Genomic DNA, 12,627 nt, shown 5'->3' on the forward strand with positions numbered 1-12,627 from the left:
TAGAAGACGAGGGGCTCTACTTCGCGACCGGTCGTTCTACCTCGCGCGGGCCGCGCACGGTGAGGACCGCGTGGACGGCCAGCCCCGCGAGGATCGCCCAGAACGCGGCGGCGATGCCGGCGACGACGACGCCGCTCGCCGCGACGAGGAACGTCACGACGGCCGCCTCGCGCCCGCGCGGTTCGGCGACCGTACCCGCGACGGCCGCGCCGAGCGTCCCGACGAGCGCGAGCCCGGCCGCCGCCTCGACGAGCCCCGCGGGCGCCGCGGCGACGAGCGCGGCGAGGCCCGCCGACCCGACGGCGAGCGCGAGGTACGCCCAGCCGGCGGTGTGGGCGGCGACCCAGCGTCGGCGGGCGTCGGGGTGGGCCTCGGGGCCGGCGGCGAGCGCGGCGGAGATCGCGGCGAGGTTGATCGCGTGGCCGCCTGCGGTCGCTCCGGCGAGGGTCGCGATCCCGGTGACGGTCATGGTCTCGCGCCACGGCACGCGGTAGCCGAACGACGCCATGACGGCGACGCCGGGCACGTTCTGCGAGGCCATCGTCACGACGTAGAGCGGGACGGCGAGCCCGACGACGGCCTGCCACGAGAGCGTGGGCGCCGTGAGGTCGAGGCGCGGGACGGCGTCGGACCACGCGAGCGTGCCGCCGTGCACGGCCTCGTACCCGACGATCGCGAGCGTCACCGCGAGCGCGGCGGGTGCCGCCCAGCGCGGCGAGACCCGCAGCAGGACGAGCCACGTGACGATCACCGGCGCGACGAGCAGCGGCGTCGCGACGACCGCCCGCACGGGGGCGAGGCACAGCGTGAGGAGCACGCCGGCGAGCATCGCCTGGGCGATCGGCGTGGGGATGGCGGCGACGAGGTCGCCGAGGCGCGGCCAGAGGGCGGTGAGCAGGACGAGCCCGCCGACGACGCAGAACGCCCCCACCGCGGCGGGCCACCCGCCCGCGACGGCGCCCGTGCTCACGAGCAGCGCGGCGCCGGGCGTGGACCACGCGAGCGTGAGCGGGGTGCGGTGCCGGGTGGTCAGCCAGAGGATGCCGACGGCCTGCGTGACGCACAGGGCGAGGAGCCCGGAGGCCGCCTGGTCGGGGGTCGCACCGACGGCGCGCAGCCCGGCGAGCACGACGGCGAAGGAGCTGGTGAAGCCGACGAGGGCGGTCACGAGCCCGGCGAGGACGGGGCGCAGGCGGTCCGAGGCGGGGTCCATGCTGCTCCTGGCAGGCGGCGGAGGGAATCGTTCTGTTCGTGGAACGCTAGCAGGGGCTGCGCGACACGCGCACCGGTAGGCTGCCGCCCGTGAGCGACGGGGCGGGCGCGAGACCTCAGACCGACGGCGAGCCCGGGGGAGCGCCCGGACGCTCGTCGGAACGAGCCGGGGACGGCACGCTCGCGGCAGTCGCCGCACAGCTCCGTGCGCTGCGTGCCGAGCGCGGGCTCTCGCTGTCGGCGCTCGCCGCCGCGGCGGGCATCGGCAAGGGCTCGCTCTCGGAGATCGAGCACGGCGCGCGCAACCCGACGCTCGCGACCCTCTACGCGCTGGCCGGGGCGCTCGGCGTCCCCCTCGCGACGCTGCTCGCCGAGCGGGCGGGCACCGAGGTGTCGTCCGAGGGCGTCACCGCACGCCTGCTCGACGCGCACCACCTGCCCGGCGGCATCGCCGTCGAGGTCTACCACCTGCACCTGGAACCCCACGCGGACCGGACCTCACCGCCCCACGGGCCGGGCGTCGTCGAGCACCTGCTCATCACGCGCGGCCGCCTGCGGGCCGGGCGTCACGGGGCGGAGGCCGTGGTCGAGGAGGGCGACGAGCTGCGCTGGGTCTCCGACGCCGACCACTCCTACCGGGCGCTCGACGGCGCCGCGGTCGACGCGGTGCTCGTCATCCGGACACCGCCGCGGGGCGGCGCCGGGTAGGCGTCGGCGGAGGCTGCCGGCTCAGTACGCGCCCTGGCCGGGAACCCACGCGTCGGAGGTGAAGCCGGACGGCGTTCCCGGCGACCACGGCGCGGGCGGCGGCTGCGGCGTCCGGACGAGGAACGCCTGACGCGCCGTGAGCATGAGCTGCAGCAGCGCCCGGCGCTGCCCCTCGACGCGCCACGCCTCGACCGCGCCGCGCGCGACGCGGTCGTGGAGCAGGGCGAGCTCCGTCGCCGCCTGCTGGTAGTCGCGCATCGCGTGCGCCGCTCCGGCGCCGCCCGTGCGGCGGGCCCAGTCGCGCGCCTGACGGCGTGCGGCGAGCGTGGAGAGCATCGTGAGGTCCGCGGGCGTGACGAGGCCCGTCGGGACGTACGGCACGAGCTGCCGCTGGATCGTCGCGACCGTGCGACGGCGGTCGCGCACGAGCAGGACGATCAGCGTGACCAGCACCCCGAGCCCCGCGAGGTACGCGACCCCGAGCGCGAGCGTGCCGAACCCGGTCGAGGCGTTCCACAGCATGTGGAGCGCGATCGCCGCCGCGAGGCCGCCGATCGGCGCGAGGACCCGGCGCGGCCCGGGCGGGCTCGTGGCCGCGCTCGCGACGCCGAGGCCCGTGAGCGCGGTGCACAGCGGGTGCAGCAGGGGGGTGACGAGCGCGCGGAGCACGAACGTCGGGCCGAGCGTCCCGTCCTGCGCCGCCATGATGAAGTAGGTGACGTTCTCGACCGCCGCGAACCCGAGCGCGACCATCGCCGCGTAGATGACGCCGTCGGTCCAGCCGTCGATCTCGTGCCGACGGAACCACAGCATCCCGAACAGCACCGCGCCCTTGAGGATCTCCTCGACGAACGGGGCCCCGAACGACGCGACGACGTACCAGCCGACCTCCTCGCCGAACAGCGGCGCGGTGAGCAGCTCGAGCCCGAGCGTGTTGAGGATCCCCGCCACGAGGGTCGCGATGCCCGCGCCCCACAGGAACGCCAGGACGAGCGCGCTCGGCGGCTCCGGCTCGAGGCGGTCGAGCGCGAGCACGACCGGCACCCAGATGCCGAGCGGCACGAGCGCCAGCAGCAGGCCGACGGTGAACGTCCCGACCCCGGACAGCGCCGCGAGCACCAGGCCGACCAGCAGGCACAGGCTCGCGACCGCGATCGTCACGATGACACCCACGCGCGCCCGGCCCGGCGGCCGGCCCTCCAGCACCGCGCGCGGGTCGAGCGGCACCGCGGTGCCCGCCGGACCCTGCGGGCGCGGGTGCACGGGCGTCGGCTGCGGGTGCGGCGGGGGGACGGCGGGGCCGTGCGGCGGGTAGGTCACGGGCGGTAAGGCTACGCACCCGGGTGCCGCGGGGGAAAGGTGTCCACGCGTCGCGGCGTCGAGCCGACACCGTGGTGCGCCCGTCGGTCGCCGAACCCGGGGATGCTGCCGGGTTCGGCGCCGGAAGCGCCGAGAACCCCGGGTTCGAGGGGTGGTGGCGTGGCGCTACGCGGCGACGTCGTATCCCGACCGGACGCCGCCCCGGCGGCGCACGGTGGCGTCGTCGGGCACGATCTCGTCCGGCGGGACGACGGCGCCCGGCTCCACGAGCACGCGGCGCCCGACGCGCGCGCCGCTGCCCACCCGGGCGCGGTCGCCGACGCGGGTCTCGGGGGAGAGGCGCACGTTGTCGCCGACGCGGACGTCCCGGCCGAGGGTGACGTCGCGGTCGATCCAGCTTCCCTCGCCGAGCTGCGAGCCGTACCCGACGACGGCCCCCTTCTCGACGTACGTGCCCGACCCGACCGGGACGGACTCGGGGACGCGTGCGTGCGGCGACACGAGGCCGCCGCCGGTGTGGCGCTCGTAGTGCATGATCTCGCCGTAGTCGTTCTCGACCTGGACACGGCGTGCGAGGCGGGCCATGTGACCTCCTCAGGGTCTGTCGGCGGTGTTCTGCTGACATAACGTCGGAGCGGTGCCCAGGATTCCAGCCCCCTCGCGCCGAGGCGGAGCCCTGGTCGCGCACCAGGTCTCTACCTCGGCTCTACCTCGCCGGACCCGGGTCCTCCCTCGGTGGGTGGAGGGTCAGAGGGGGCGGGTGGAGCCGCGGACGACGAGGGTCGTGGGGAGGCGGACGTGAGGCTCGCGGGGGTTGCCCTCGACGAGGTCGACGATGAGGCGCAGGGCCTCGGCGCCCATGCGGTGGATCGGCTGGTCGACGGTCGTCAGCGGCGGGGTGGTGAGCGCGGACTCGGGGACGTTGTCGAACCCGACGACGGAGACGTCGTCGGGCACGCGCAGGCCGAGCTCGGCGGCGACCTCCATGGTGCGGATGGCGGAGAGGTCGTTCGCGGCGAAGATCGCGGTGGGTCGCTCGGGGAGCGAGAGGAGCTCGTGCGCGGGGGAGTCGGCGAGGTCGGGCCGGTAGCCGCCGACGCGGACGAGGTCGGGGTCGAACGCGACGCCGGCCTCGGCGAGGGCCTCGCGGTACCCCTGCTCGCGCAGGCGCGCGGACTCGAGGTCGGGGCGGCCGGCGAGGAAGCCGATGCGGCGGTGTCCGAGGGAGAGCAGGTGGTCGGTCGCGGCGCGCGCGCCGGCGAGGTTGTCGGAGTCGACGGTGGGCGGGCCGGAGGGGCCGCGGTGCGGGTCGACGGCGACGACGGGGATGGAGTTGCCCGGCGCGACGACGGTCGGGGTGACGAGGATGGCGCCGTCGATCAGGGTGCCGCCGAGGCGCGAGAGGTAGCGCTGCTCCCAGCCGACGCGGTCGTCGCGGCGCAGCCCGCCGGAGTAGGCGAGCAGCTCGTAGCCGGTACCGTCGACGGCCTCGGAGATGCCCTTGAGGAGCTCGGTCGAGAACGGCTCGAACTCGGCGACGAGGATGCCGATGACGTTGGTGCGGCGGCTACGCAGGCTGCGCGCGACGATCGACGACTCGTACCCGAGCTGGTCGATGATCTCCTGGACGTGCCGGGAGGTCTCCAGGGCGACGCCGTAGCGGCCGTTGATGACCTTGGACACCGTCGCGACGGAGACGCCGGCGGTGCGCGCGACATCGCCGATCGTGACTCTTCCCGTGGAGCGCATGGGGAGACAGTAGCCCGTGGCGCGGCGCGTCGGCGGCACGAGCCGCGCGCTGCGGCGTCGTTTGTAAAACGTTATCGATAACGATTGACACGAGAGCCTCCGGCCTGCGAGAGTCGCCGTGGCGGCCCCGACGCGGGGGCGGCCCGGCGCGCTCGACGGAGCGCGCGCCCGTGCGGCTCGACGAAGAGGACGAATCATGAGGTCTCGGAAGTTCCTGGCGGCATCGGCCGCGCTGGTGGCGAGTGCGATGGCGCTCTCGGCCTGTGGCGGCGGAGGCGGGTCCGGTACGGAGGATGGCGACGTCACCCTGACGTTCTGGCACAACTCCACGACCGGCCCCGGCATGGAGTACTGGAAGACCACGGCCGCGGCGTTCGAGGACGAGAACCCCGGCGTGACGATCAGGATCCAGGCCATCCAGAACGAGGACATGGACGGCAAGCTCCAGACCGCCCTGAACTCGGGCGACGCACCCGACATCTTCATGGCGCGCGGCGGCGGCAAGCTCGCGGACGTCGTCGAGGCGGGCCAGGTCAAGGACCTGACCGACCTCATCGACCCGGCGGTCAAGGAGGCCGTCGGCGGGTCGCTGAGCGCGCTCTCGGTCGACGGCAAGGTCTACGGCATGCCGGTGTCGATCCTCCCCGGCGGCATGTTCTACAGCACCGAGCTCTTCGAGCAGGCCGGCATCACCGAGACCCCCGGGACGATCACCGACCTCGAGGCGGCGACCGAGCAGCTCAAGGCCGCGGGCATCGCGCCCATCGCGCTCGGTGCCAAGGACGCATGGCCGGCCGCGCACTGGTACTACTTCTTCGCGCTCCGCTTCTGCTCCCAGGACGCGATGAACGAGGCCGCCCAGACGCGGACCTTCGACGACCCGTGCTGGCTCGACGCCGGCAACGCGCTCGAGGAGTTCGCGGCGACGGAGCCGTTCAACGAGGGCTTCCTCACCACGTCCGCGCAGCAGGGCGCCGGCTCGTCGGCCGGCCTGCTGGCCAACCACCAGGCGTCGATGGAGCTCATGGGCGCCTGGGACCCGGGCGTCATCGCGTCCCTCACGCCGAACGAGCAGCCCCTGCCCGACCTCCAGTGGTTCCCGTTCCCCGAGGTCGAGGGCGGTGACGGCGAGCCCGGCGCGATGATGGGCGGCGTCGACGGCTACTCGTGCTACGTCGACGCCCCGGACGCGTGCGCGGACTTCCTCAACTACGCCATGTCGAAGGAGTCGCAGGAGGCCTACGCCACCGCGTTCCAGACGCTGCCCGCGAGCAAGGAGGCGCAGGGGGCGGTCGTCGACCCGGCCCTCGTCTCGATCCTGGAGGCGTACAACGAGGCGCCGTACGTCTCCGTCTGGCTCGACACGCTCTACGGCCAGAACATCGGCAACGCGCTCAACACGGCCGTCGTCAACCTGCTCGCCGGCCAGGGCACGCCCGAGGACATCGTCAGCGCCGTCAACGACGCGGCCGCCAAGGAGTAGCCCCTTCCATGAACGTGTCCCAGGGCGAGATCTCGCCGAGCACGACGACGCCCGAGGACCGGGCCGGGGGCGGCGTCACGCCGCCCCCGGCCGCCCCGGCCGCCGCGCGGCGCCCCCCGCGCGGCGGCCGTTGGGCCCAGCGAGCCGAGATCGCGGTGCTCGCCGGGCCCGCGCTCGTCGTCTTCCTGACCTTCGTCATCGTCCCCGTGGTGATGGCGGCGTACTACGGGTTCTTCAAGTGGAAGGGCTTCGGCCCGCCGACGGAGTTCGTCGGGTTCGACAACTACCTCATCATCTTCCGCGACCCCGAGTTCCTCGCGGCGCTGGGGCACAACGCGTTCATCGTCATCATGTCGCTCGTGCTCCAGGGCCCGGTCGCCGTGGTCGTGGCGCTCATGCTCAACCGGCGCATCCGCGGCCGCTCGGTGATCCGCGTTCTCGTGTTCGTGCCGTACGTGGTGTCCGAGGTGATCGTCGGGACGGGCTTCAGCCTCATGCTCGCGACCACGGGCGCCGTGAACGACCTGCTCGACAAGATCGGTCTCGGGTTCCTCTCGGTCGACTGGCTCGCCGACCCCGACGTCGCGATCTGGACCCTGCTGCTCATCATCACGTGGAAGTACATCGGCTTCGCCGTGATCCTCTTCCTCGCGGGCCTGCAGGGCATCCCCGACGAGCTGGGGGAGGCCGCGGCGATCGACGGCGCGTCGTACTGGACGACGCAGCGCTACGTCACGCTCCCGCTGCTCGGCCCGACCGTCCGCATCTGGGCGTTCCTGTCGATCATCGGCTCGCTCCAGCTCTTCGACCTCGTCTACATCATCTGGGGCCAGTACGTGGCCTCGACGGCGGGGACGTCGACCATGGCGACCTACATGGTGGCGAACGGCCGCAACGCGGGGAACTACGGGTTCGGCAGCGCCGTCGCCGTGGTGCTGTTCCTCATCTCGCTCGCGGTGGCCCTCGTCTACCAGCGGTACGTCCTGCGCCGTGACACCGAGGGCGCGATCACGGAAGGGAAGAAGTGATGGCCACCGTCACCGCGGCGCCCGCGCCCGAGCGCGCCCCCGGCGCCAAGACCCCGAGGGAGCCGCGCGGCTCCGGCATCGGGCGGGGCGGGCCGCTGACCTACGTGGTCGCGTGGCTCCTCGTGGGCGTGTGCCTGGCCCCGATCGCGTACATCGTGGTCGGCGGGTTCCGCACGAACGCGCAGATCACGGCGAACCCGTCGGGCCTGCCCGACCCGTGGCAGATCGAGAACTACGTCGAGGTCCTGACGAGCTCGCTGTTCTGGCAGCAGCTCGGGAACTCGCTCGTGGCCGGTCTCCTCACGACCCTCGGCGTCGTCGTCCTCGGCCTCATGGCGAGCTACGTCATCGCGCGCTACTCGTTCGTGGGCCGCGGGGCGCTGTACGCGCTGTTCGCGGCGGGCCTCATGTTCCCCATGACCGTCGCGATCACCCCGCTGTACATCATGATCCGCTCGCTGGGGCTCATGAACTCGGTGGGCGGGCTCGTGCTGCCGCAGATCGCGTTCGCCCTCCCCACGACCGTCATCATCCTCGTGCCGTTCCTGCGCGCGATCCCGCGCGAGATCGAGGAGGCGGCGTCGATCGACGGCGCGAGCCGGCTCGGCTTCTTCTTCCGCATGGTCGTGCCGCTGTCCCTGCCGGGCGTCATCACCGTGGGGATCCTCGCGTTCGTCGCGAGCTGGAACAGCTACATGCTCCCGCTCTTCATCCTCAACGACGAGACGTCGTACACGCTCCCGCTGGGCGTGCAGGCGTTCGCGTCGCAGTACTCCGTGGACACCGCCCGCGTGCTGGCCTTCACGTCCCTGTCGATGATCCCCGCGCTCGTCTTCTTCTCGCTGTTCGAGCGGCGCATCGTCGGCGGGCTCTCCGGAGCCGTGAAGGGCTGACCAGCCGCTCGTCCGCACCCCGTCCCTGCCCCGCGCCGCGCGCGGGGCAGGGCCACCATCGAAGGAGAACGGTCCCGTGACCGACGTCGTCCCTGCCGTCCCGACGGCCCCCACCGGCTCCCCGGAGCCGGTCACCTCGGAGCCCGCGGCCCCGGCGCCGCGCAGCCCGCGCCCGGCGCCGCCGCAGCCGCCCACGGTCTCCGAGCGCGTGCGTGCGCTCCACGCCCGCATGACCCTCGACGAGAAGCTCGCCCAGCTCGTCGGCTACTGGCTCGACCAGAACGGCACCGTCGCCCCGATGCAGTCGGAGATGACGGCGGGTCAGCAGGACGGCGGCCGGCTCGCCGAGATCACGCGGCACGGCATGGGGCACTACACGCGGGTCTACGGCACGCGGCCCGTCGAGCCCGCGGAGCGCGCGGCGTGGCTGTGGGCGGAGCAGCGTCGCCTGAAGTCGGAGACCCGCCTGGGCATCCCCGCGATCGTGCACGAGGAGTGCCTCACGGGTCTGGCCGCGTGGCAGGCCGCGACGTACCCGACGCCGCTCGCGTGGGGCGCGTCGTTCGACCCGGCGCTGGTCGAGGAGATGGCGCGCGAGGTCGGGGAGTCGATGCGCGCGATCGGGGTGCACCAGGGCCTCGCGCCCGTGCTCGACGTCGTGCGCGACCCGCGCTGGGGCCGTGTCGACGAGTGCGTGGGCGAGGACCCGTACCTCGTCGGCACGGTCGGTACGGCGTACGTGCGCGGCCTGCAGGACGCGGGCGTGCACGCGACCCTCAAGCACTTCGTCGGGTACTCGGGCTCGCGGGCCGGTCGCAACCACGCCCCGGTGAGCGCCGGCCCGCGCGAGCTCGCCGACGTCTACCTCCCGCCGTTCGAGATGGCGGTGCGCGACGGTGGCGCCCGCTCGGTCATGGCGTCCTACGTCGACGTCGACGGCGTCCCGCTGCACGGCAGCTCGGAGCACCTCACCGAGATCCTGCGCGAGCGGTGGGGGTTCGACGGCGTCGTCGTCGCCGACTACTTCGGCGTCGCGTTCCTCGAGGTCATGCACCGCGTCGCGGCCGACCGCGGGGAGGCCGCCGCGCAGGCGCTCCAGGCGGGCCTCGACGTCGAGCTCCCGTCGGGCGACGCCTACCTCGCGCCGCTCGCCGAGCGCGTGCGGTCCGGCGCGCTCGACGAGGCGTGGGTCGACCGCGCCGTCCTGCGCCTGCTCAACCAGAAGGAGGAGCTGGGCCTGCTCGACCCGGGCGCGTACGCCGACGAGCCGCCGACGACGGTCGACCTCGACACCCCGCAGCAGCGCGCGACCGCGCGCCGCCTCGCGCAGGAGTCGCTCGTGCTGCTCGCGAACGACGGCGTGCTGCCGCTCGTCCGCGGCCGTCGCGACAGCGCTGACGACGCACCGTCCGCTCCGCGCCGCGTCGCCGTGGTCGGGCCCAACGCGGACTCGTCCGAGGCGCTCATGGGCTGCTACTCGTTCGTCAACCACGTGCTCGCGCACCACCCCGGCACGCCGGCCGGCATCGCGCTGCCCACGGTCCTCGAGTCGCTGCGCGACGCGCTCGCGGGCACCGACGTGACGCACGCCGTCGGCTGCGCGGTCGACGGCCGCGACGCCTCGGGGATCCCCGAGGCGGTCGCCGTCGCGCGGGACGCGGACGTCGCGGTCGTCGTCGTGGGCGACGAGGCCGGGCTCTTCGGGCGCGGCACGGTCGGCGAGGGCAACGACGTCGAGTCGCTCGAGCTCCCGGGCGTGCAGCGACGGCTCGTCGAGGAGGTCGTCGCGACGGGCACGCCCGTCGTGCTCGTGCTGCTCACGGGCCGCCCGTACGCGATCGGCTGGGCGTTCGAGGAGCGCGCGGAGACCGACGGTGCCGCGCCCGGTCGCCCGGCCGCCGTCGTGCAGGGCTTCTTCCCGGGCGAGGAGGGCGGGCGCGCGGTGGCCGACGTGCTCGTGGGCGCCGTGAACCCCTCGGGCCGGCTGCCCGTGTCGCTGCCGCGCGCGGGCGGCGCGGAGCCGTTCACCTACCTGCACCCGGTGCTCGGCGGGCCGTCGGACGTGACGTCCGCCGACCCGACGCCCGTGCGGCCGTTCGGGTTCGGGCTGTCGTACACGCAGTTCGCGTACGCGGACCTGGCGGTCGACACGAGCGTCGCCGCGGGCGGGACGTTCGCGGCCTCCGTGACCGTGACGAACACGGGCGAGGTCGCGGGGACGGACGTCGTGCAGCTCTACGCCCGCGACGTCGTCGGGTCGGTGCCGCGCCCCGTCGCCCAGCTCCTCGGGTACGCGCGCGTCGACCTCGCCGCGGGCGAGTCCCGGCGCGTGGCCTTCCGCGTCCCGACGACGCGCCTCGCGTTCTCCGACCGTCGCCACGTGCGCGTGGTCGAGCCGGGCGACGTCGAGGTGTGGGTCGGCGCGCACGCCGGCGCGGTCGACGCCGCCCCCGGGACCGACGACCTCGGGTCGACGACCGGCGGTGCGATCGTCAACGAGTCCGCCCCGGCCGAGCGCCGGGTCGTGCCCGGCGCGGCGACCGCGCGCGCGACGCTCGTCGTCACGGGCCCGGTGCACGAGGTGACGGCCGCGGACGAGCGGCTCGTCGCCGTCGAGGTCTCCTGGCGCGTCGAGGCGGGGGAGCGCGCATGACGCTCGTCCCGAACCCGGTCCTGCCCGGCTGCTTCCCCGACCCCTCGGTGTGCCGCGTCGGCGACGACTTCTACCTCGTCACCTCGACGTTCGAGTACCTGCCCGGCCTGCCCGTGCTGCGCAGCCGCGACCTCGCGACGTGGGAGCACGTCGGGGACGTCGTCGACCGGTCGGGTCAGCTCGACTACGACGGCGTCCGCTCGTCGGGCGGCCTGTACGCGCCGACGCTGCGCCACCACGACGGCACGTTTTGGCTCGTGTGCACGCTCGTGGACCCGGAGGACGACTCCCGCGGCGGCAACTTCGTCATGACGGCGACCGACCCGGCCGGCCCCTGGTCCGACCCGGTGTGGCTGCGCGACGAGGACGGCGAGCGGGTCGCCGGGATCGACCCGTCGATCTTCTTCGACGACGACGGTCGCGCGTGGCTGCACGGGACCCGGCTCGCGGCCGACCCGGAGTGGTTCCACCAGACCGAGGTGTGGGTGCGCGAGCTGGACCTCGCGACCCGCACGCTCGTGGGCCCCGAGCACGTCGTGTGGACGGGGGCCGTGCGGGGCGCGGTGTGGGCCGAGGGCCCGCACCTGTACAAGGTCGACGGCACGTACTACCTGCTCGCGGCCGAGGGCGGCACGGACTTCCACCACGCGGTGTCGGTCGCGCGCGCGTCGTCCGTGACGGGCCCGTACGAGGGGAACAAGGCGAACCCGGTGCTCACGCACCGGCACCTCGGGCGCGGCGTGGACGTCGTCGGCGTGGGGCACGCCGACCTCGTCGAGGCGCCCGACGGGTCGTGGTGGGCCGTGCTGCTCGCGATGCGCGTCTACGGCGGCTACCACTACCCGCTCGGCCGCGAGACGTTCCTCGTCCCCGTCGTGTGGGAGGACGGCTGGCCCGTCCTCGCGCCCGGCGCGGGGCGCGTGCCCGACGCCGTGGAGGTCCCGTTCGCGACCGCAGCGCCGCGCCCGGCGATCCAGGGCGGGGCGAGTGGCGTCGTCGGCCCGGAGGACCCGCGGTGGACGGCGGTGCGGGCGGTGCCGCGCGACGTCGCGACGCCCGCGGGCGAGGGTTGGGACCTGCCCGTGCGGCCGGCGACGCTGGCCGAGCGGGGCGTGCCCGCGTTCCTCGGGCTGCGCCAGCAGCACCGCGACGTCGACGTCACCGTCACGCTCCGCGTACCGGAGGTCGCGGGGGAGCGGGCGGGCGTCGTGGTGCGGCAGTCCGAGGACGACCACGTGCGGCTCCTGGTCGACGGCGGGCCCGGGGACGTGCGCCGCGTCGTCGCCGTGCACCGCCGTGGCGGGACGGACGAGGTGGTCGGGGAGACGACGGTGGGCTCCGCGCCCGGCGAGCCGGTCGTCGTCGGGCTGCGCGTGCGCGGGCAGGACTACGGGCTCGTCGTCGGCCCGGCGGGCGCGCCCGAGCCGCTCGCGACCGTGGACGGCCGCACCCTCGACAGCGCCGCGACCGGAGGGTTCCTCGGGCTGTGGCTGGGCGTGCACGCGACGAGCGAGGGACGGCCCTCGACGTCCGTCGTGCGGGTCGAGCGGTTCGTCTACGCACCGGTCGGCTGACGGGTCC

10 protein-coding genes are annotated in these 12,627 nt (G+C 74.5%); 6 read left to right on the plus strand and 4 right to left on the minus strand.

What is annotated here, in order from left to right:
• Nucleotides 1–16 precede the first annotated feature (16 nt).
• Nucleotides 17–1,213 carry a benzoate/H(+) symporter BenE family transporter gene (locus ACZ402_RS12630; protein ID WP_375825421.1) on the minus strand — a complete coding sequence of 399 codons (1,197 nt, stop codon included), beginning with the start codon at nucleotides 1,211–1,213 and terminating at the stop codon, nucleotides 17–19.
• Between the two features lie 89 nt (nucleotides 1,214–1,302).
• Between ACZ402_RS12630 and ACZ402_RS12635 the strand changes: the two genes are divergently transcribed.
• The gene (locus ACZ402_RS12635) at nucleotides 1,303–1,920 is read left to right on the plus strand and encodes a helix-turn-helix domain-containing protein (RefSeq protein ID WP_375825422.1); all 618 of its coding nucleotides are present in this window, start codon (nucleotides 1,303–1,305) and stop codon (nucleotides 1,918–1,920) included.
• A gap of 21 nt (nucleotides 1,921–1,941) precedes the next feature.
• On the opposite strand, the gene ACZ402_RS12640 is transcribed toward ACZ402_RS12635, so the two are convergent.
• From ACZ402_RS12640 to ACZ402_RS12650, 3 genes are all read right to left on the minus strand, one after another.
• Nucleotides 1,942–3,240 (minus strand): PrsW family intramembrane metalloprotease, encoded by a 1,299-nt coding sequence (locus ACZ402_RS12640; protein ID WP_375825424.1) that lies wholly within the window; start codon nucleotides 3,238–3,240, stop codon nucleotides 1,942–1,944.
• A 165-nt stretch (nucleotides 3,241–3,405) separates the two neighbouring features.
• A complete protein-coding gene (locus ACZ402_RS12645) occupies nucleotides 3,406–3,825 on the minus strand; it encodes a transferase (RefSeq protein ID WP_375825425.1) in 420 nt (139 codons plus the stop codon).
• Nucleotides 3,826–3,987: 162 nt separating this feature from the next.
• Nucleotides 3,988–4,989, minus strand: coding sequence for a LacI family DNA-binding transcriptional regulator (locus ACZ402_RS12650; protein WP_375825427.1), 1,002 nt, complete (start codon nucleotides 4,987–4,989; stop codon nucleotides 3,988–3,990).
• Between the two features lie 196 nt (nucleotides 4,990–5,185).
• Between ACZ402_RS12650 and ACZ402_RS12655 the strand changes: the two genes are divergently transcribed.
• The 5 genes from ACZ402_RS12655 (at nucleotide 5,186) to ACZ402_RS12675 (ending at nucleotide 12,620) form a co-directional block, all read left to right on the plus strand.
• Complete coding sequence (locus tag ACZ402_RS12655) at nucleotides 5,186–6,472, plus strand: extracellular solute-binding protein (protein WP_375825428.1); 1,287 nt, start codon at nucleotides 5,186–5,188, stop codon at nucleotides 6,470–6,472.
• An 8-nt stretch (nucleotides 6,473–6,480) separates the two neighbouring features.
• The gene (locus ACZ402_RS12660; RefSeq protein WP_465285876.1) at nucleotides 6,481–7,500 is read left to right on the plus strand and encodes a carbohydrate ABC transporter permease; all 1,020 of its coding nucleotides are present in this window, start codon (nucleotides 6,481–6,483) and stop codon (nucleotides 7,498–7,500) included.
• Complete coding sequence (locus ACZ402_RS12665) at nucleotides 7,500–8,393, plus strand: carbohydrate ABC transporter permease (protein WP_375825846.1); 894 nt, start codon at nucleotides 7,500–7,502, stop codon at nucleotides 8,391–8,393. The genes ACZ402_RS12660 and ACZ402_RS12665 overlap by 1 nt, the downstream gene beginning before the upstream one ends.
• Nucleotides 8,394–8,601: 208 nt before the next feature.
• The gene (locus ACZ402_RS12670) at nucleotides 8,602–11,046 is read left to right on the plus strand and encodes a beta-xylosidase/alpha-l-arabinosidase (RefSeq protein WP_375825851.1); all 2,445 of its coding nucleotides are present in this window, start codon (nucleotides 8,602–8,604) and stop codon (nucleotides 11,044–11,046) included.
• Nucleotides 11,043–12,620: a glycoside hydrolase family 43 protein gene (locus ACZ402_RS12675; RefSeq protein WP_375825845.1), complete on the plus strand. Its 1,578-nt coding sequence runs from the start codon at nucleotides 11,043–11,045 to the stop codon at nucleotides 12,618–12,620. Before ACZ402_RS12670 ends, ACZ402_RS12675 begins: the two co-directional genes overlap by 4 nt.
• Nucleotides 12,621–12,627 lie beyond the last annotated feature (7 nt).

The organism is Cellulosimicrobium sp. NPDC030954 (assembly GCF_055571305.1).